This window comes from Janthinobacterium sp. GL_088 (assembly GCF_057837845.1).
In genome coordinates this window covers 1,578,194-1,595,348 of the sequence record NZ_CM174453.1, presented here as the reverse complement: position 1 = coordinate 1,595,348, position 17,155 = coordinate 1,578,194, and the positions used below count along the sequence as shown (strand labels likewise).

The window sequence follows — 17,155 nt, the reverse complement described above, 5'->3', positions numbered from 1 at the left end:
TAAGCATATGCAAATCAATATTCATACCGACAGCACCATCGCCAACACCGCTGGACTGAACGAACATGTGCAATCCGTACTTGAAAGCGCACTGAACCGCTTCCGCGACAACCTGACCCGCATCGAAGTCCACATCAGCGACACGAATGGCCCGAAAGGCGGCGCCGACGATATCCGCTGCGTCATGGAAGCACGCGTTGCTGGCTATCAACCGATCGCCGTGACCGAACAGAACGCCACCGTGCATCAATCCGTTGCCGGCGCCACTGATAAACTGAAACGCGCCATCGATAGCGCCCTGGGCCGCCTGCAAGACAGCAAGCGCCATGCCACCGGCAAGAATGCCGTGATCGATACGGCCGAAGCGGAAGAAACCGCCGAGTAACTCCCCACCCGCAGGATTTCCAGAGACTGAGGCAGCCGTTCAAGGCTGCCTTTGCACATCTGCCCCGCCTTTCGCGCGCGCCAACATCCATAACAAAACCGCAAGCATTCCAGCGTATTAACGCGGCAATGAAATAATTGTCGTATTTCTCACAGTAAGTGACCTCAAGCAAGCCTTTGCCGTTACAGCCAAGGCTGCTTTACGCTATCATGAAGCTACCGGCCCCCTGCTCGCGCGCCGGCTTTTTGAAAGTGTGATTGTGGAACAGATCGGCAACTTCGGCGCTTCAGGCTGCAACATCGGCGATTTACAGCTATTTCGCGATGGGGCGGATAGCCAGACGGCCGCCATGCTGGCGCCCTGCCCCGTCATGCGCCTCGAAGCGGGCGAAGCTATTTCCGACACGCAAGGCGCCAGCCTGTACATCGTCCTGCGCGGTTCGCTGGCCGTGGCCGCCGACACCCACACGGGCATGGATGACGGCACCGTCAGCAAGGTCTTGCCCGGCGAAAGCGTGGGCGAACAGTCGGTGCTCGATGAAGCGAGCAACCTGGCCGCCATTTCCGCCCTGGAAGAAACCGATTTGCTGGTGATCGACGCGGCCATCGTCTGGGAATTGATCGAACAGTCGAACGGCCTGGCGCGCAACCTGCTGCGGCTGCTGTCCTTCCGCATCCGCGCCGCCAATGCCCTGCTGCGCCGCCGGCAAAAGCTAGGCGAATTCTACCGCCAGCTGTCGATGGTCGACAGCCTGACGGGCTTGTACAACCGCGCCTGGCTGACGGATCTGCTGCCAAACATGATCGTCACGGCCCACGCCAGCGGCTCGCCGCTGTCGCTGGTGATGATCGACCTCGACCATTTCAAGCGCTTCAACGACACGCACGGCCACCAGGCGGGCGACCAGGCACTGCGCATCGCCGCACAAGTGCTGGGCGCGGCCCTGCGGCCCACGGATTTTGCCGTGCGTTATGGTGGCGAGGAAATGATGGTGATCTTGCCCGATACCAACGAACACGTGGCCCTGCGGGTGGCCGAGCGCCTGTGCGAGCGCATGCAGCTCGCCGTCATCTTTGCAGACATGCGCAGCGCGCTGCCACACATCACGGGTTCCTTCGGCGTGGCCAGCCTGGCGGCAGAACAGGACGACCATGCGCTGATCGCGGCCGCCGACGCGGCGCTCTACCGCGCCAAAGCATCGGGCCGCAACAGGGTCATGCTATAGATCAGGCGGCCTTGCTGTCGGCCGGCTTGGTCGCATCCGGCTTGGCAGCATCATCCTTCTTGCTGCTGTGCGCGGCGATGAAGTCGGCGTAGCCCTTCTGCACCAGTTCATACGTCTTGTCGATATTGCCGGCGATATCGCCATTCAGTACTTTCAAGCCGCCCAGGATGTCGCGCGCTTCCTTGAAGCCTTTTTCCATGCCGCCGCTGATGGTGTCCATGAACTTGGTCAGGGCCGTATCGTCGTCCATGCCGGGATTCTGTTTCTTGAACGCATCAAAAAATCCCGTCGACAGCGATACAATGCGGCTCGCCGTCGCTTCGGCGCTGTTATCCTGCGAAGCCGCGTTCTGGATTGCGTCCTCGCCGTACTGGCTCTTCAGCGCTTCATTGATGTTGGTGATGGCCGTCTTGTACAGCAGCGCCAGCGGCTCGTTCTCGGAACCGATCGACACGTTCAGCGAGGCCTGCATGATGGAAGCGTTCAACTGCAGCTTGGTGCGGTCATTCACGCTCATTTCAGCGTTGATACCGTCCTTTTGCTGGACTTTATCGTCCTTGCCGGCAACACCCGTACTGACGGAAGTCACGGAAGGGTTGGAATTGCCGCTTGCGGCGATGGGAATTGACACGATAGACCTCCTTGAACGGGCAATGTATGCCACCATGCGGAAAACGCGATGATGACCATCCTCTCGTGTAGTATCGGCAGGTTTTCAGAAAACTGTAGCAGTGGCTGCTTTTAGCGGCCCGGATAACCAATCAAGCAACGACCATCAATGACTAACCAGACCTTTCTTTGGCACGACTACGAAACCTTTGGCGCCCAGCCGCGCCGCGACCGCCCGGCCCAGTTCGCCGCCATCCGCACGGATGCGGACCTCAACGAGATCGGCGAGCCGATCATGCTGTATTGCCAGCCTGCCAATGATTTCCTGCCCGACCCGCAATCGTGCCTGATCACGGGCATCACGCCGCAGCAGTGTCTGCAGCTGGGCGTGCCCGAGCACCAGTTCGCCGCCACCATCGAAGCGGCCTTTTCGGAGCCGGGCACCATCGGCGTGGGCTACAACACCATCCGTTTCGACGATGAAGTCACGCGTTTCCTGTTCTGGCGCAACCTGATCGACCCGTATGCGCGCGAATGGAAGAACCATTGCGGCCGCTGGGACATCCTCGACGTGGTGCGCATGACGCACGCGCTGCGCCCGGAAGGCATGCAATGGCCGAAACGCGACGATGGCCAGACCAGTTTTAAACTGGAACACTTGAGCAAGGCCAATGGCCTGGCCCACGAAGCGGCGCATGATGCGCTGTCCGACGTGCGCGCCACCATCGCCCTGGCGCGCCTGATCAAGGAAAAGCAGCCGAAACTGTTCGAATTCTGCCTGGCGCTGCACAAGAAGGACAGGGTCGCCAGCGAAATGGGCATGCACCTGGCAGCCGCCGAGCGCCAGCCTTTCCTGCACGTGTCGGGCATGTTCCCCGCCGAGCGGGGCTGCCTGGGCGTCGTCTGGCCGCTGGCCACGCATCCGAGCAATAAAAACGAGATCCTCGTCTGGGATTGCGCCTACGACCCGCGCGAACTGTTCGCGCTGGACGCCGACACCATCCGCACGCGTTTATTTACACGCAAGGATGCCATGCCGGAAGGCATGACGCGCCTGCCCGTGAAAAGCGTACACCTGAACAAATCGCCCATGCTGGTCGGCAATCTGAAAACTTTGTCGCCGGCCATGGCCGCGCAATGGGGCATCGATCTGGACGCGGCGAAGGTCAACGCGCAACTGGCCGCGACGGCGCCGAACATGGATGCCATCTGGGCCGAAGTCTTCCAGCGCCCGGGCGCAAATGTCGCGCTGGACGTGGATGAGGATTTGTACAATGGTTTCGTCAGCAACGACGACCGCCGCCTGCTCGAATCCTTGCGCCGCGACACACCGGCCAAGCTGGCCACGGCCCGCCCCTCGTTTGCCGACGAGCGCCTGCAGGAATTGCTGTTCCGCTACCGCGCCCGCAATTTCCCGCAAACCCTGAGCGAAGCGGAAAGCCTGCGCTGGGAACAGCACCGCGCCGCCCGCCTGTTCGACGGCGACGCCGGCGCCCGCACCATCGAAATGCTGTTTACGGAGATCGATGTGCTGTCGGAATCGGTCGATGAGCGGGGAGAGGAAATTCTGGGAGAACTGTACGATTACGCGGAGATTGTCGCCCCCCAGCGCGATTAGTAGCACCTAAGCAAACCTACTGCGCGTCGGTATAGGTGGCCTGCGATGCTCACCGTACGCTAGTACGGTTGCGCTTCTCGACCACCTCTCCCTTCCGCTCGCTACGGTTTGGTTAGGCGCTGTGCGGCTAACTGTAGATAGTTTTTATACAGAACGATGCGCATTGATCGCATCGCGCGTTTCAATGGCCACGCGGCGCGCCGCGGCGGCGAAGTCTTCGCCAGCCTGCGGCGTGGCGTAGATGATGGCGCGCGACGAGCTGATCATCATGCCCATGCCGTTCGCCGTCTGGCCCGCGCCGACGGTGGCGGCAATATCTCCGCCCTGGGCGCCGATGCCGGGCACCAGCAGCGGCATGTCGCCGACGATGGCGCGCACTTGCGCCAGCTCTTCAGGGAAGGTGGCGCCGACGACGAGCGCGCACTGGCCATTCTTGTTCCATTTCTCGGCCACCAGGCGCGCCACGCGCTGGTACAGCGGTTCGCCGTCCGTATTCAGGAATTGCAGATCGGAGCCGCCCGGGTTCGAGGTGCGGCACAGGATGATTACGCCGCGGTCTTGCCACGCCAGGTAGGGGTCGAGCGAATCCTCGCCCATGTACGGGTTCACGGTGACGGCGTCGGCGCCGTAGCGCTCGAACGCTTCGCGCGCATATTGCGTGGCCGTCGCGCCGATGTCGCCCCGTTTCGCGTCGAGGATCAGCGGGATGTGCGGATAGTTTTCGCGCACGTAGCGGCAGATGTCTTCCAGCTGCTTTTCCGCACCCAGCGCGCCAAAATACGCGATCTGCGGCTTGAAGGCGCAAGCCAAGTCGGCCGTGGCGTCGATGATGCGCGTGCAAAAGGTGGTGATTCCATCAGGCAAATCGCGCAGTTCGGCCGGCAGTTTCGCCAGGTCGGGGTCCAGGCCCACGCACAGCAGGGAATTATTGGCCGTCCATGCGGCGGATAATTTATTGATGAAATTCACGGCACACCTTCTCTATATTCAGTTGCAAACCCCGTATTGTAACGCGGCGCGGCCCTATCAAGTCAGCCGGTGGTGGCGGCCAACGCTTATTAAACCGACATGGCGGGCCGTTTCAGGTATATTTGCCTCACCTCCCTTACTCGCACGGAACCCATCATGCAAATCACCAATCAATTCACCAAATGGCTGCGCCTGGCCTTGAGCGTCACCGTCCTGGCCGGCATCCTGACGGGCTGCGGCTACAACGACTTCCAGAGCAAGGACGAAGCCACCAAGGCCGCCTGGGGCGAAGTGGTCAACCAGTACCAGCGCCGCGCCGACCTGATCCCCAACCTGGTGAACACCGTGAAGGGCTATGCCACGCACGAGCGCGAAACCCTGGAAGCGGTGACCAAGGCGCGCGCCGCCGCCACCAGTTTCCAGATCACGCCCGAAGTGCTGAACGACCCGGCCGCGTTCGAAAAATTCCAGCAAGTGCAGGGCCAGCTGTCGTCGGCCCTGTCGCGCCTGATGGTGGTGTCCGAGAAATACCCGGACCTGAAAGCCGACACCAGCTTCCGCGACCTGCAGTCGCAACTGGAAGGCACGGAAAACCGCATCACCGTGGCGCGCCAGCGTTACATCGTGGCCGTGCAGGATTACAACGTGCATGCGCGCAGCTTCCCGAACAACCTGACGGCCATGGTCTTCGGTTACAAGGTCAAGCCATCGTTCACGGTGGAAAATGAAAAAGCCATCTCGACCGCGCCGAGCGTCAACTTTGGCAAATAAGATGAAAGCCTGGTCCTACCTCGCGGCGCTGGCGACGGCGCTGCTGCTGTGGACGATGGCGCCAGCCGGCGCACAGGGCTTGCAGCCCGTGCCGCCGCTGGCCGCGCGTGTGACGGATGACGCCGGCATGCTGGACGCCAAGCAGAAAGCGGCGCTGGAAGGCGTGCTGGCCGATTACGAAGCCAAGACGGGCAGCCAGATCGCCGTGCTGCTGGTCAAGAGCACGGAACCGGAAGCCATCGAGCAATACAGCATCCGCGTGACGGATGCCTGGAAGCTGGGCCGCAAGGGCGTCGATGACGGCGTGCTGCTGATGGTGGCGAAGGACAATCCCTCATCCCTGCGCCGCCTGCGCATCGAAGCGGGCCGTGGCGTGCAGGGCGTGCTGACAGATGCGCAATCGAAACGCATCCTGCAAGACGTGATCGCCCCCCATTTCAAGCAGAATGACTATTACGGCGGCCTGGTGGCCGGCGTGGGGTCGATTGCCACTTTGCTGAACCAGGAGCAATTCCCCGCTCCGGCACAGCAGAAGGCGCCAGCCACCGTGGAAGCGGGCGGCATGACCTTCTGGCTGCCGCTGCTGTTCTTCGGCTTCCTCGTCGTGCTGACCCTGTTCCGCTCGCGCGGCGGCCCCACGCGGCTGCAGCGCGGCAGCAACTGGTCCAGCGGCGCCACCGGCGTCGTGCTGGGCAGCATCCTCAGCCAGGCGCTGAACAATCGCGGTGGCGGAGGAGGCTTCGGTGGCGGCGGTGGTTTTGGCGGTGGTGGCGGTGGTGGTTTCGGTGGCGGCGGCGGCGGTTTTGACGGCGGCGGCGCCTCGGGAGATTGGTAATGACGAAACAACTGACATTCGGACAACGCTGCGGACGGGCCTTGAAACATTTACGGGGCACGCCGGCGACGGCGCGCCAGGCCTTTCCGGAACGGACACTGAAAGCCATCGAGACGGCGATTGCCGACGGTGAAGCGATGCACCAGGCGGAAGTGCGCCTGATCGTCGAAGCGGCCCTGACGCCGGGCATGGCTTACCAGGGCGTGAGCAACCGCGAGCGGGCGCGCGAACTGTTCGCCCAGTATGGCGTGTGGGATACGGAAGACAACGTAGGCGTGCTGATCTACATCAACCTGGCCGAACATCAGGTCGATATCGTCGCCGACCGCAACGTGGGCCGGCGCGTCACGCCGGAACAGTGGCAAGCCGTGTGCCGCACCATGACGAAAGGGTTCAAGGATGGCAATTACCACGACAGTACGCTTGATGCCTTGCAGCAGCTGAATACCTTGCTGCAGAGCCACTTCCCCGCCAACGGCACGCGCGGCAACCAGTTGCCGAACGAACCGATCCTCCTCTGATTCCTGCCCAGGGATTAAAATCTGCCCATTGCCGCGCGGGCCGGTGACCTGGGCAGCGCGGCCCCTATTACCGCCGAGGAGTACACATGAAACTGATCAATAAAACCGCCATCGTGACGGGCGCCACGCAGGGCATCGGCCTGGCTTGCGCCACCCGCCTGATCGCCGAAGGGGCGCAAGTGATGCTGGTCGACATCAAGGAAGAAGGCGCGCAGGCGGCCGCCGCCCTCGGCCCGCAGGCGCGCTTCTTTTGCGCCGACGTCAGCCAGAAGGCGGACGTGGACGCCATGCTGAAGGAAACCCTGGCGCAGTTCGGCCACATCGATATTCTCGTCAACAATGCGGGCGTGACACACGCGGCCGATTTCCTCGACGTCTGCGAAGACGATTTCGACCGGGTCATGCGCATCAACCTGAAATCGATGTTCCTGTGCGGCCAGGCCGTGGCGCGCGAGATGGTCAAGCGCAACAGCGGCTGCATCATCAATATGTCCAGCGTGAATGCGGAACTGGCGATCCCTAACCAGGTGCCGTACGTGGTGTCGAAGGGCGCCATCAATCAGCTGACCAAGGTCATGGCCTTGAACCTGGCACCGCATGGCGTGCGCGTGAACGGCATCGGTCCCGGCACCATCCTGACGGAACTGGCCAAGCAGGCGGTGCTGTCGAGCCCGGAAGCGCGCCACACGATATTGTCGCGCACGCCGCTGGGCCGCTGCGGCGAGCCGGAGGAAGTGGCCGGCATCGCCGCCTTCCTGGCCAGCGACGACGCCACCTACATGACGGGCCAGACCATCTATGTCGACGGCGGGCGCATGGCGCTCAACTACACGGTGGCCGTGAAGGAATGAAGACAGATGCAGATAGTTATATCAAAAAATAATAATGGTTATCTAAAAAGACCATTAGACACATATCGTGCGACGCAGCATAATGCACCTGTCTCCACTATTCTCCTCCAAGAAAATAGTTTTAAGCCCGCTTTCACCAGCGGGCTTTTTTTTCGCTGTCACTGCTGAAACATGGCTATTCTTGCCATGATGCACAATCTTCCCGCTCCTTCTGCCTGCCGCAAAAAAATGTTGCGGCGTGTCATCAGCACGTCATCTTCGCCCCCTATACTTGCTTCATCTGCTGTACAGGCAACCGATATGCCTGACTACAGACAGGTGTGCCGCGATGGCACACCACTCCCCTTTCATGACCGTGGCGGGCGCCCGCAAGGCGCGCGACACGGTGAGTACCGAGCAACTCTCAACTCTTGACCCATTTCATTTGGGTTTTTGGCCCGCGTCCCCGCGGGCCTTTTTTTGCCTGCACGGCAAGCTCTTGCGCAAAAACACGGTGGCCCGCCCTGCCCATGATATTGTGACGGCCTTTCCACCTGTCCTGACGCCTCATGCCTGCACCCTTGCCCGAACTGTGTTTTGCCGACCGCTACGAACGCCTGCGCTACCGCACGGCGCTGGTGCTCTATGCTCTGGTGATCCTGATCGGCGACATTCCCGGTGTGCGCGCGGACGTGGGTCAATATGCGTCGGGCGGCGTGCTGCATTCCGTCGGCTATGGCGTGCTGGCCCTGATCCTGTTCAGCGGCACGAAAGGCAGCATGGCGCGCCGCGCGCTGCTGTCGGTGCTGATGGTGGCGGCCATGGGTGCGCTGGACGAATTCATCCAGAGTTTCCTGCCTTACCGCCGTGGCGCCGTCAGCGATTGGGTCGTCGATATCACGGCCGCCGCGGCGGTCTGCCTGCCACTGTATTTCCTCTGGCCGAAAATGGTCGCCGCCGCCCTGGTCAAGGACGCGCCGCTGCCCGAAGCCTGAACGGGGGATGGCGCGCGCGTCAGGCGCGATCCGCTTCGCCATCCTGCAATGCCAGCCGCAACTGCCCCTGGCTGCGCTTGCCCAGGCGCCGCATCAGAGCGCGCGTTTCGCGCCGGCTGCCGGCCCCCATGGCGCGTGCCGCGTCGCGCTGCATGTCCAGCAACTGTTCCGAGCGCGCCAGCCGCACCAGGCCGTGCAAGGCCTGGGCCAGCACATGGCGCGCACGGGCATCGCGCGCAGTGCCGCCGATGGCCAGCACCAACTCATCGATCAGTTTTGCTGTAGGGCCAGATGACATTTTTTCTCCCGATTCAACAGTGAGGAAACGTGCAGCCGCACGAAGTGGTAATTGCCAGCATCTTTTATACCAAGCACGGCAATTGGACACTTGATCTAGCTCAATCGGCAACGATGGCCGCCGAACATCCCTGTTCCGCCATGCTCTTACATGCAGCAATCGCCGCTATCCGCAATCACCGCGGGTGCCGATCCTGAGTGTGCGACCATGAGGAGACCAAGATGAGATCGAAAACAACCCTACTGCTGACCGGCCTGACATGCGCCTTGCTGGCAGCTTGCCATTCCACAGACCAAACCAGCCTGGCGCGCAGCAATAGCGGCGAAACCTATGCCGCGCCGGCCGGCACGACGCCGCAAAGCAGCGTGCCGGCCAGCAGCACGGCCAGTACAGCCGCCGATACCAGCAACGACATGAGCAGCGACGTGAGCAGCGAACTGAGCCAGTCCACCATGAACATCCGTTCAGCCACGGTGCAATCGATCGTAACCGTGCCGCGCAGCATGGACCAAGGTAGTGGCGACATGCAGGCGGGCACGTCGGGCACCGCCGGCAGCACCTCGGGGGCGGCGGGCAACCTGCTGTACCGCGTCACCTTGCGCCTGGACGACGGCACGACGCGCACCTTTGTACAAAACACCCAGCCCGCCTTCCAGATCGGCGACCGGGTCAGCGTACAAAAAGGCGTGCTGCAGCGCTATTGATATTTACCGACACTGGCCGAGGCTGGTCGCAACTGACCGCATCAGGCCAGCGCCAGGGTCAGCGGCCGGCGGCGCCCCTGCACCACGGCCGAAGGCCAGGCCGGGTCGTGCGTCAGGTTGTGCAATTGGCTGCCGTCGAGCAGAAACGTGTCTTCCACCGTACTACCGGGCAGGCTGGGGTGGAAGGCCAGCGCCATGCCCCGCTTAAGGATGATTTCCGTGTGCGCGCCGGCCGCCACTTCGGGTGCCAGGTAGCCATGGATGCCACCCTGCCGGCTGGTGCGCACCGTATCGGGCTGGCCTGCATACGCGTAGGCGCTGTCGAGCGCGTGATATACCATGCTCAGCGCATGGCCCGTTTCGCAAGCGTCGAGCGCCACCGCTTCCAGCGCCAGCATGGCCGCATCGGCATCGTCCATGACCAACGCCGCGCCATCGGCACGATGCTGCGCCGGGCCGAAGCGCCGTTGACGGCTGAGGCTGGCGCACAGGCCGAAACGCCGTCCGCACAGGGCCAGTACGGCTTGCGTGCCCAGCACCGCCTGCGCTGGCGGTGCGCGCCGATAGCGCTGTTGGCGCTCCGCCCCGCTGACCAGCACGTACACGGCCTGCAAGCCCCGCAACCAGAGCGCGCGCGCGCACGCGGCAGCCAGTTCCAGCTCGCTCCAGTCGGGGCGGGCCTGGCGCAGCGCATCCGCAGCCGCGCTGGCTGCCAGCTGCCCCACCTGCCGGTAGCGCAACTGCTCCGATTCCAGCAGCACCAGACGCTCTTCGCGCAGGGCCACGGGCAGGCTGCGTTCGTGCAAGCCGGGCCGGTCCGACAGGACAGGCGCGCCGCCGGCCACATGCCGCACGAAATGCTCGCGCAATTCATACAGTTGCGGCTGCATCCAGGGCGACACTTGCCACGTCCATGGCCCGCGCACTTCTTCCTCGCGCATGCGCATGGCTTCGGCTTCGTCCGTCAAGATGTAGGCGGCGTCGCGCGTCACCAGCACTTCCGCGCAGCCGCACTCGGTCGTATGGTAGTGGCTGTTCGACGCGCCCGCCGTGGCCCACGCAAACCAGTCCACGCCGCGCAGACGCACGGCGCCCGCCCGCTCCTGTTCCAGCCAGCCCCGCATCTGCGCCAGCTTGTGCGCCACTTCCAGTTCCAGCGGCCAGTTCATGTCTTCCCCTCGTGCGGAATCCGGCGCGGCGCTACCCCGCCTGCCCTGCCTGGCGCCAGCCGGGCCTCGTGCTGTTCATGCATAGCTGCTCCCTTCCTACATGGAAACATAAGACTGGCGCGCGCATAAAAAGTTCAGTGCCCGGCTTCGTCTCAGGCTTGCAGTCTATGACTTCCGTCCATTTTTACAAGCCGCTATTTCGCCAGCTCGATCAGCACGGCCGTGTACATCTGCAAGTTCAACAGCAGCTGCTTTTCCGTGATGAACTCGTGTTCGGAATGCCCCGTGTACACGGTGTGCGGCATGGCCGGACCGAAACTGACGGCATTCGGGAACAGGCGCGAATTGGTGCCGCCGCCGATGGAGACCGGCTGCGGATTGATGACGCCCGTGTAGTGTTCAAAGACGGACAGCAAGGTGGGAATCTGCGGCGCCGCCGTCTGCAGCCACGGCTCGCCGATCTGCACCTGCAGGGTAGCCGGCACGTGGCGCCGCGCCTTCCAGCCGTCGAAGGCAGCCGTCATCTGCTGCTGCAACACGGCCGCCGTCTTGCCTTGCGGACGGCGCACATTGATATTCAGTTCCAGCGCGCCGCCGTTCTGTTTCAGTACCGTCGGCGCTACCGTCATCGGCCCCATGAAGCCGTCGCGGTAAGCGATCTGGCCAAAGCGTTCGCCGTAGATTCCAGTACCCACCAGTTCATTCAGGAATGACAACATGTCAGCTGCCTGCGTGCCCTGCCACGGCCGCACGGCCAGCGCGTCGGCCAGCATGCTGATGGCGTTGAAGCCGTCTTCCGGTTTCGACGAGTGGGCCGACACGCCCAGCGCCGTCACCGTCAAGGTGCCGCCATCGCGCGCATACGTGTAGCGCATGCCCTGTTGCTGCTGCGCGCGGGCGCGGATGACCGCTTCCAGCGCGGCCGGCGCGCGCTCAATGACGGCTTGGGCGTCTTCCGGAATCTGACTGCCGAAAAAGCCGCCCGTCAGCCTCGTCAGCACGGGGCCGCCATCGGCCGGCAAGGCTGTGCGCGGCGGCAAGGTCAGCTTGATGGAACCATAGCCCTTCTCGGCCGTCACCACCGGGTATTCCGCATCGATGGTGATGTTCACTTGCGGCGGCGTATGGTTTTTCAGGAACTGTTTCAGCGGTTCCCAGTCCGATTCCTCGGCCATGTAGACGTACAACTCGATGCGCTTGCTCAGCGGCACCTTTTGATCCTGGATGGCTTTCATCGCGTACAGGGCCGTGGCAATCGGTCCCTTGTCGTCTTCCGTGCCCCGTCCCAGCAGTTTTCCAGGTTCGCTGGTGCGGTCCAGCTCGAATGGCGAACGGGCCCATTTGACGGGGTTCACAGGCTGCACGTCGCCATGCGTGATCACGCCCACCCGTTCGCTGCCACTGCCCATGCCGATGATCAGCACGTGGCCATGATCCTGGAAGTCGAAGCCCAGGCGCTGCGCCTCGGCCGCCAGGTAGCGCTTGAAACCCGTGTGCTGGGGATTGTCGGCAAACGGCACGGCCGGGTCGGCCACCGTGTTGTAGCTGACCATCTTTGCCAGGCTGGCGATCAGCGGTTCGGGATAGGTGGCCAGCGCGTAGCGGGCCGTCTCCTGCGCCTGCAGGTTGACGGGCGCAGCGTGAACGGAGGGCTGCAGCAGCAGGCCAATCAGGGTCAGCAGGACGGGTTTCTTGAACATGGCGGGACGCATAAAGTAGGGAAGCCAACTCTAGCATCGCCCGCATCGATTTCCAATCGATACGAGTTTTTTACCGATCAGTACGCAAATTCCCGATTCGCATTATCATGTGCACAGCCTGTCATCCCTGCCGCTTCCAAGGCCGACCCTGTTGTCGTCAGGGGATAGACAAATCGTCCATTGTGATTTTCCACCACGTCCCGATATCGCTACCATGATTCCATTTTCCATACTCGACCTGGCCCCCATCGCCGAAGGCAGCGATGCCAGCCAGTCGTTCAAGAACACGCTCGACCTGGCGCAGCACGGCGAACGCTGGGGCTTTAACCGCTACTGGCTGGCCGAACACCACGGCATGCCGGGCATCGCCAGCGCCGCCACGGCCGTCGTCATCGCCCATGTGGCGGCCGGTACGAAAACCATCCGTGTGGGGGCCGGCGGCGTGATGCTGCCGAACCACTCGCCGCTCGTCATCGCGGAACAGTTCGGCACCCTGGAAGCGCTGCATCCGGGCCGCATCGACCTGGGCCTGGGCCGCGCGCCCGGCTCCGACCAGACGACGGCGCGCGCCCTGCGCCGTGACCTGCAGTCCGATGCGGAACAGTTCCCGCAAGACGTGCTGGAATTGATCGACTATATGTCCGACGAGCCGCGCCAGCGCGTGCTGGCCGTGCCCGGCAAGGGCGCGAAAGTGCCCGTGTGGATACTCGGATCCAGCCTGTTCGGCGCCCAGCTGGCCGCCCACCTGGGTTTGCCGTATGCGTTTGCCTCGCACTTCGCGCCGCAAATGATGATGCAAGCCGTGGCCTATTACCGCGAACACTTCAAGCCTTCGAAACAATTGGAGAAACCGTATGTGATGCTGGGCTTTAACGTCTTTGCCGCCGACACGGATGGGGAAGCGCACTTGCGCGCCACGTCGATGCAGCAGGCCTTCGTCAACCTGCGCACGGGTCGCCCGTCGCGTTTGCAGCCGCCCGTGCCCGGTTACCTGGAGCAACTGGGTCCGCAGGAACGCGCCATGCTCGATTCCGTCCTGTCCTGCACGGCCATCGGTGCGCCGGACACCGTCAAGGCAAAAATGGCTGCCTTCATTGCCGAAACGGGCGCCGACGAACTGATGATCACGTCGCAGATCTTCGACCACCAGCACCGGCTGCGCTCGTATGAAATCACGGCGCAGGTGCATGCGGAGCTGGCACGCGGTCATAAAAACGTTTTCTAAACTGTCGCGAGCGGAAGTGAGTTGTGGACGAGACGCGGAACTGTGCGGATGCACGGGGCCACCGAGGCAGTGAGCATCGCAGGCCGAGACTAACGACGCGCAGTAAGTTTAGAACACGTTTTAACTTCCTCCCTCGGTATATCTCCTTATACCCTTTTCCCGGCCGTCGGCAACGATCGCCGGGATTTTTTTGCCTGGCGTTTTTACCTGCAGGGTTTCCTTCCACCCCGCCGCAAAATCGGCCCTGCCCGGCAAGAAAAGCGCAGCCCCGCTATCATGCTCATCCAAAAGCGTCATTCCAAGAAAGTTGCATCGCATGAAATCTGCACCATCCAATATCGACGCCGGCGCCCTGCTGACGTCGACCCGCATCCTGCTGTTTGCCCTGTCCGCCGGCGTGCTCGTCGCCAGCCTTTACTATGTGCAACCGCTCACTTCCATGCTGGCCGCCTCGTTTGGCGTCAGCGTGCCGCAAGCCGGCTACCTGGTCACGGCCACGCAGATCGGCTATGTGCTGGGCATCGTGTTTCTGGTGCCGCTCAGCGATGTGCTGAACCGCCGCCAGTTGCTGACGTGGATGCTGATCGCCAAGATCGGCGCCCTGCTGCTGGCCGCTACCAGCCAGAATATTATCGTCTTTGCCATCGCCAGCGTCTTGATGGGGATCACATCCAGCGCATTAATGGTTGTCACGGCCATGGTGGCCTCATATGCGCCGGATCACAGCCGGGGCCGCATGGTGGGCACCGTCATGACGGGCTTGTTGTTGGGTATCTTGCTGGCGCGTACCGTGTCCGGCACGGTGTCGCAGATCAGCGGCGGCTGGCGCAGCGTCTACGTGCTGGCCGCCATCGTCGTCGCGGCCCTGCTCGTCATGCTGCGCCGCATCCTGCCAAACGAAGCGCCACGCGGCAAGCTGCAATACGGCAAGCTGTTGGCTTCCTTGGCCGACATCATCCGCCAGGAACCGTTGCTGCGCCAGCGCGCCCTGTTCTCGGGCCTGGGCCTGGGCACCTTCAGCGTGTTCTGGACGGGCCTGACCTTCTTGCTCAGCGGCGCGCCGTATCACTATTCGGAAATGCAGATCGGCCTGTTCGGCCTGGCCGGCGCCACGGGCGCGTTTGCAGCGAATACGGCGGGCCGCATGGCCGACCGCGGCTATGCGCGCCAGGCCACCTGGCTGCTGGCCGTCGCCTCGATCGCGGGCTGGGCCTTGATCGGCTTTGGCGCCCATTCGCTGGTGCTGCTGTTGATCGGCATCGTCCTGCTGGACATGGGCGTGATGGGCTTGCAAGTGACGCACCAGTCGATCATCTATAAACTGGCGCCGCATGCGCGGGCAAGGGTCACCACGGTTTTTATCGCGGGCGGCTTCATCGGCGCCTCCGCTGGCTCGGCCCTGGCCAGCGCCAGCTTTGCCGCCGGCGGCTGGCCCGCCCTGTGCATGGTCGGTGGCGCCATGCCGCTGTTGCTGCTGCTGGTGTGGAGCAAGTACCGGCACACGCAGCGCAGACTGGAACGGGCAAGCTCAACCTGAACCACTGCGAAAAAAAACCGCTCGGCCGAGCGGTTTTTTTTCATCCCTACTTCGCCTGCTCGCGCGCCTTGCCAAACGCATCACCCGCCTTCCAGGCCGGCATCTTCGCCGCGTTGGCCACGGCTTGCCCCAGGTTCAGGGTAAATTGCGCCTGCTGCGTCATGCCGGACAAATCCCAGCTGGCATCGTACTCATCGGTGACTTGATGGTAGCGGGGGCCGTAGGCCGCCGCCTTGGCTTTCGACGCGGCCACGTCCTTGATGTACTCGCGTCCGCCATTGATGGAAAACGCGGGCACGCCCGCCTTGGCAAAGCTGAAATGGTCGCTGCGGAAATAGCCGCCCGCCAGGTCGGGACGCGCCTGCGCGATATGCATGCCCATGGCTTTGGCCACCGTGGCTGCCATGGCGCCCAGCTCCGTGCGCTCGCTGCCCTGCGCGCCGATGTCGTGCGTGGCACCGACAAAGTTCAAGCTATCGAGGTTCAGCGCGGCAGCCGTCTTGTTCAGGGGCCACAGCGGGTCGGCCGCATACGCGGCGCTGCCCAGCAAGCCTTGTTCCTCGGCCGCTAACCACAGGAAGATCTGCGTGCGCTTCGCCGGTTTTTTCACGGCTTCCTGCGCCATGGCCAGCAAGCCAGCCGTGCCGGAAGCATTGTCGACGGCGCCGTTGTAGATTGTATCGCCACTATCCCCTTGCTTGCCCAGGTGGTCCCAGTGGCCGCTGTAGATGACGGCTTCCTCTTTCAGTGTCGGGTCGGTGCCCGGCACCATGCCGGCGATATTGAACTGTTCAACCTTGCGCACGGCCGATTTCATTTCGCCGCTCAGCTTGGCGTTCAATGCAACGGCCTTGAAGTCCTTGCTTTCCGCTTGCGCGCGCAAGGCGTCCAGGTCCTGCCCACCCGCAGCGAACAGGCGGCGCGCCGCGTCTTCCGCGATCCAGCCCTGCAGCGGCGTGCCGGCAGTGCGGTCAGCCAATTGAAAGCGCTCGCTGCCGCTCCAGCTGTTCTGCACCACGCTCCAGTCGTACGATGCGGACGGTTTCGTGTGGATCAGCAACACGCCAGCCGCGCCCTGGCGTTTGGCTTCCTCGAATTTGTAGGTCCAGCGGCCGTAATAAGTCAGCGCCTTGCCAGCGAAACGGTTTGGTTCGGCAGCAGTCGGCTGCGGGTCGTTGACCATCATGACGACGATCTTGTTTTTGACATCGACACCCTTGAAATCGTTCCAGCCTTCTTCCGGGGCCGTGATGCCGTAGCCGACAAATACCAGTGGCGCATCGAAGGTGTGCGCGACAACGGAGTCGCCCGTGGCCCAGACCCAGTCCGGGCCGAACGCCAGCGGTACGGGCTTGCCGCCCGCCACGGCCTGCAGGCTGCTCTCGGCTGGCAAGGATTTCACGCCGGCGATCTGCACGCTCTGGCGGTAGCTGTTGCCGCGCACGGGTTTCAAGCCGGCCATCTGCGCCTGGGTTTCCAGGTAGGCCACCGTCAGGTCAGCCCCCCGTTGGCCCGTGCCGCGGCCTTCCAGCAAATCGTTGGACAGGAAGGCCAGGTGGGCGCGCAAGGGCGCTTCCTGCACCACGGGCATGCCGGTCGTGGCGTGGGCGGAAAACGCCAGCGTCAGGCTGGAAGCGAGCGCCGTGACGGCCAGGGAAGAAAACAGCTTCTGCATAAGATCCTTTGGGTAAGAGGAGGAAAGCGGTCCGGCGGATGGCCGAGCCGGCGATTGTATGCCATGGGGAAAGATGGATCAAAATGCGG

Annotated in this window: 17 protein-coding genes; 11 read left to right on the top strand and 6 right to left on the bottom strand. The window is 63.0% G+C overall.

Annotated elements, in window-relative coordinates; all coding sequences use genetic code 11:
• Positions 1-7: 7 nt before the first annotated feature.
• Both AC3IQ7_RS07100 and AC3IQ7_RS07095 read left to right on the top strand, forming a co-directional pair.
• A complete protein-coding gene (locus AC3IQ7_RS07100; RefSeq protein ID WP_034781728.1) occupies positions 8-385 on the top strand; it encodes an HPF/RaiA family ribosome-associated protein in 378 nt (125 codons plus the stop codon).
• 259 nt (positions 386-644) lie between these two features.
• Positions 645-1,610 (top strand): GGDEF domain-containing protein, encoded by a 966-nt coding sequence (locus AC3IQ7_RS07095; RefSeq protein WP_099379550.1) that lies wholly within the window; start codon positions 645-647, stop codon positions 1,608-1,610.
• 1 nt (position 1,611) lies between these two features.
• On the opposite strand, the gene AC3IQ7_RS07090 is transcribed toward AC3IQ7_RS07095, so the two are convergent.
• Positions 1,612-2,241 (bottom strand): DUF5610 domain-containing protein, encoded by a 630-nt coding sequence (locus tag AC3IQ7_RS07090; RefSeq protein ID WP_489208716.1) that lies wholly within the window; start codon positions 2,239-2,241, stop codon positions 1,612-1,614.
• A gap of 147 nt (positions 2,242-2,388) precedes the next feature.
• On the opposite strand from AC3IQ7_RS07090, the gene sbcB reads away from it, so the two are divergent.
• Positions 2,389-3,837, top strand: a complete 1,449-nt coding sequence (gene sbcB, locus AC3IQ7_RS07085; RefSeq protein ID WP_322427457.1) for an exodeoxyribonuclease I — start codon at positions 2,389-2,391, stop codon at positions 3,835-3,837.
• Between the two features lie 144 nt (positions 3,838-3,981).
• On the opposite strand, the gene pyrF is transcribed toward sbcB, so the two are convergent.
• Positions 3,982-4,806: an orotidine-5'-phosphate decarboxylase gene (gene pyrF, locus AC3IQ7_RS07080; protein ID WP_099379480.1), complete on the bottom strand. Its 825-nt coding sequence runs from the start codon at positions 4,804-4,806 to the stop codon at positions 3,982-3,984.
• Between the two features lie 156 nt (positions 4,807-4,962).
• Here pyrF and AC3IQ7_RS07075 point away from each other — a divergent pair, with 156 nt between their 5' ends.
• The 5 genes from AC3IQ7_RS07075 to AC3IQ7_RS07055 all read left to right on the top strand — a co-directional run bounded on the left by AC3IQ7_RS07075 (position 4,963) and on the right by AC3IQ7_RS07055 (position 8,758).
• Positions 4,963-5,577 (top strand): LemA family protein, encoded by a 615-nt coding sequence (locus AC3IQ7_RS07075; RefSeq protein WP_099379481.1) that lies wholly within the window; start codon positions 4,963-4,965, stop codon positions 5,575-5,577.
• 1 nt (position 5,578) lies between these two features.
• Positions 5,579-6,412, top strand: coding sequence for a TPM domain-containing protein (locus AC3IQ7_RS07070; RefSeq protein WP_489208715.1), 834 nt, complete (start codon positions 5,579-5,581; stop codon positions 6,410-6,412).
• Positions 6,412-6,933, top strand: a complete 522-nt coding sequence (locus AC3IQ7_RS07065; protein ID WP_099379483.1) for a TPM domain-containing protein — start codon at positions 6,412-6,414, stop codon at positions 6,931-6,933. The genes AC3IQ7_RS07070 and AC3IQ7_RS07065 overlap by 1 nt, the downstream gene beginning before the upstream one ends.
• 86 nt (positions 6,934-7,019) lie before the next feature.
• Positions 7,020-7,784, top strand: a complete 765-nt coding sequence (locus tag AC3IQ7_RS07060; RefSeq protein ID WP_099379484.1) for an SDR family NAD(P)-dependent oxidoreductase — start codon at positions 7,020-7,022, stop codon at positions 7,782-7,784.
• Positions 7,785-8,332: 548 nt separating this feature from the next.
• Entirely contained in the window at positions 8,333-8,758 is a 426-nt protein-coding gene (locus AC3IQ7_RS07055; RefSeq protein ID WP_233516266.1) for a VanZ family protein, read from the top strand.
• 19 nt (positions 8,759-8,777) lie between these two features.
• On the opposite strand, the gene AC3IQ7_RS07050 is transcribed toward AC3IQ7_RS07055, so the two are convergent.
• The gene (locus AC3IQ7_RS07050; RefSeq protein WP_158301289.1) at positions 8,778-9,056 is read right to left on the bottom strand and encodes a hypothetical protein; all 279 of its coding nucleotides are present in this window, start codon (positions 9,054-9,056) and stop codon (positions 8,778-8,780) included.
• Positions 9,057-9,277: 221 nt separating this feature from the next.
• Between AC3IQ7_RS07050 and AC3IQ7_RS07045 the strand changes: the two genes are divergently transcribed.
• Entirely contained in the window at positions 9,278-9,760 is a 483-nt protein-coding gene (locus AC3IQ7_RS07045; RefSeq protein WP_489208714.1) for a hypothetical protein, read from the top strand.
• A gap of 41 nt (positions 9,761-9,801) precedes the next feature.
• Here the strand turns inward: AC3IQ7_RS07045 and AC3IQ7_RS07040 are convergent, their stop codons facing one another.
• Both AC3IQ7_RS07040 and AC3IQ7_RS07035 read right to left on the bottom strand, forming a co-directional pair.
• Positions 9,802-10,929: a M24 family metallopeptidase gene (locus tag AC3IQ7_RS07040; RefSeq protein ID WP_489208713.1), complete on the bottom strand. Its 1,128-nt coding sequence runs from the start codon at positions 10,927-10,929 to the stop codon at positions 9,802-9,804.
• 194 nt (positions 10,930-11,123) lie between these two features.
• Positions 11,124-12,629, bottom strand: a complete 1,506-nt coding sequence (locus AC3IQ7_RS07035; protein ID WP_489208712.1) for a dipeptidase — start codon at positions 12,627-12,629, stop codon at positions 11,124-11,126.
• A gap of 214 nt (positions 12,630-12,843) precedes the next feature.
• On the opposite strand from AC3IQ7_RS07035, the gene AC3IQ7_RS07030 reads away from it, so the two are divergent.
• Positions 12,844-13,854, top strand: a complete 1,011-nt coding sequence (locus AC3IQ7_RS07030; RefSeq protein ID WP_322427451.1) for an LLM class flavin-dependent oxidoreductase — start codon at positions 12,844-12,846, stop codon at positions 13,852-13,854.
• A gap of 316 nt (positions 13,855-14,170) precedes the next feature.
• Complete coding sequence (locus tag AC3IQ7_RS07025; protein WP_489208711.1) at positions 14,171-15,391, top strand: MFS transporter; 1,221 nt, start codon at positions 14,171-14,173, stop codon at positions 15,389-15,391.
• A 46-nt stretch (positions 15,392-15,437) separates the two neighbouring features.
• Here the strand turns inward: AC3IQ7_RS07025 and AC3IQ7_RS07020 are convergent, their stop codons facing one another.
• Positions 15,438-17,066 (bottom strand): M28 family peptidase, encoded by a 1,629-nt coding sequence (locus AC3IQ7_RS07020; RefSeq protein WP_489208710.1) that lies wholly within the window; start codon positions 17,064-17,066, stop codon positions 15,438-15,440.
• Positions 17,067-17,155: the final 89 nt, after the last annotated feature.

Excerpts from the sequence above, each read along its gene's own strand:
- AC3IQ7_RS07025 (WP_489208711.1), top strand. The coding sequence starts at position 14,171 with ATGAAATCTGCACCATCCAATATCGACGCCGGCGCCCTGCTGACGTCG.
- sbcB (WP_322427457.1), top strand. The coding sequence starts at position 2,389 with ATGACTAACCAGACCTTTCTTTGGCACGACTACGAAACCTTTGGCGCC.
- AC3IQ7_RS07075 (WP_099379481.1), top strand. The coding sequence starts at position 4,963 with ATGCAAATCACCAATCAATTCACCAAATGGCTGCGCCTGGCCTTGAGC.
- AC3IQ7_RS07030 (WP_322427451.1), top strand. The coding sequence starts at position 12,844 with ATGATTCCATTTTCCATACTCGACCTGGCCCCCATCGCCGAAGGCAGC.
- AC3IQ7_RS07055 (WP_233516266.1), top strand. The coding sequence starts at position 8,333 with ATGCCTGCACCCTTGCCCGAACTGTGTTTTGCCGACCGCTACGAACGC.
- AC3IQ7_RS07045 (WP_489208714.1), top strand. The coding sequence starts at position 9,278 with ATGAGATCGAAAACAACCCTACTGCTGACCGGCCTGACATGCGCCTTG.
- AC3IQ7_RS07040 (WP_489208713.1), bottom strand. The coding sequence starts at position 10,929 with ATGAACTGGCCGCTGGAACTGGAAGTGGCGCACAAGCTGGCGCAGATG.
- AC3IQ7_RS07060 (WP_099379484.1), top strand. The coding sequence starts at position 7,020 with ATGAAACTGATCAATAAAACCGCCATCGTGACGGGCGCCACGCAGGGC.
- AC3IQ7_RS07065 (WP_099379483.1), top strand. The coding sequence starts at position 6,412 with ATGACGAAACAACTGACATTCGGACAACGCTGCGGACGGGCCTTGAAA.
- AC3IQ7_RS07100 (WP_034781728.1), top strand. The coding sequence starts at position 8 with ATGCAAATCAATATTCATACCGACAGCACCATCGCCAACACCGCTGGA.
- AC3IQ7_RS07070 (WP_489208715.1), top strand. The coding sequence starts at position 5,579 with ATGAAAGCCTGGTCCTACCTCGCGGCGCTGGCGACGGCGCTGCTGCTG.
- AC3IQ7_RS07035 (WP_489208712.1), bottom strand. The coding sequence starts at position 12,629 with ATGTTCAAGAAACCCGTCCTGCTGACCCTGATTGGCCTGCTGCTGCAG.
- AC3IQ7_RS07050 (WP_158301289.1), bottom strand. The coding sequence starts at position 9,056 with ATGTCATCTGGCCCTACAGCAAAACTGATCGATGAGTTGGTGCTGGCC.
- AC3IQ7_RS07020 (WP_489208710.1), bottom strand. The coding sequence starts at position 17,066 with ATGCAGAAGCTGTTTTCTTCCCTGGCCGTCACGGCGCTCGCTTCCAGC.